The sequence below is a fragment of the Latilactobacillus sp. VITA-14 genome (assembly GCF_046580785.1).
Classification (GTDB): Bacteria; Bacillota; Bacilli; order Lactobacillales; family Lactobacillaceae; genus Latilactobacillus; species Latilactobacillus curvatus.
The window spans coordinates 712-1,631 of sequence record NZ_JBJKTM010000004.1 but is presented as its reverse complement, the minus strand read 5'-3'; the positions used below and the strand labels follow the sequence as shown (position 1 = coordinate 1,631).

Annotated in this window: 1 rRNA gene (running past both ends of the window); it reads left to right on the top strand. The window is 52.6% G+C overall.

From position 1 onward, the window contains the following. Nucleotides 1-920: ribosomal RNA gene (locus tag ACF1X7_RS02670) — 16S ribosomal RNA — on the top strand (it extends past both window edges: 140 nt to the left, 289 nt to the right).

Here is a 920-nt window from a genome sequence, read left to right as displayed (position 1 = left end):
AAGACCGTGATGCATAGCCGACCTGAGAGGGGAATCGGCCACACTGGGACTGAGACACGGCCCAGACTCCTACGGGAGGCAGCAGTAGGGAATCTTCCACAATGGACGAAAGTCTGATGGAGCAACGCCGCGTGAGTGAAGAAGGTTTTCGGATCGTAAAACTCTGTTGTTGGAGAAGAACGTATTTGATAGTAACTGATCAGGTAGTGACGGTATCCAACCAGAAAGCCACGGCTAACTACGTGCCAGCAGCCGCGGTAATACGTAGGTGGCAAGCGTTGTCCGGATTTATTGGGCGTAAAGCGAGCGCAGGCGGTTTCTTAAGTCTGATGTGAAAGCCTTCGGCTCAACCGAAGAAGTGCATCGGAAACTGGGAAACTTGAGTGCAGAAGAGGACAGTGGAACTCCATGTGTAGCGGTGAAATGCGTAGATATATGGAAGAACACCAGTGGCGAAGGCGGCTGTCTGGTCTGTAACTGACGCTGAGGCTCGAAAGCATGGGTAGCAAACAGGATTAGATACCCTGGTAGTCCATGCCGTAAACGATGAGTGCTAGGTGTTGGAGGGTTTCCGCCCTTCAGTGCCGCAGCTAACGCATTAAGCACTCCGCCTGGGGAGTACGACCGCAAGGTTGAAACTCAAAGGAATTGACGGGGGCCCGCACAAGCGGTGGAGCATGTGGTTTAATTCGAAGCAACGCGAAGAACCTTACCAGGTCTTGACATCCTTTGACCACTCTAGAGATAGAGCTTTCCCTTCGGGGACAAAGTGACAGGTGGTGCATGGTTGTCGTCAGCTCGTGTCGTGAGATGTTGGGTTAAGTCCCGCAACGAGCGCAACCCTTATTATTATTCCCAACGCGAGCAACGCCCTGAATTGGGTTGTAGAGTGCTGTGCTCGACTGCTGTTGGTACGTGGT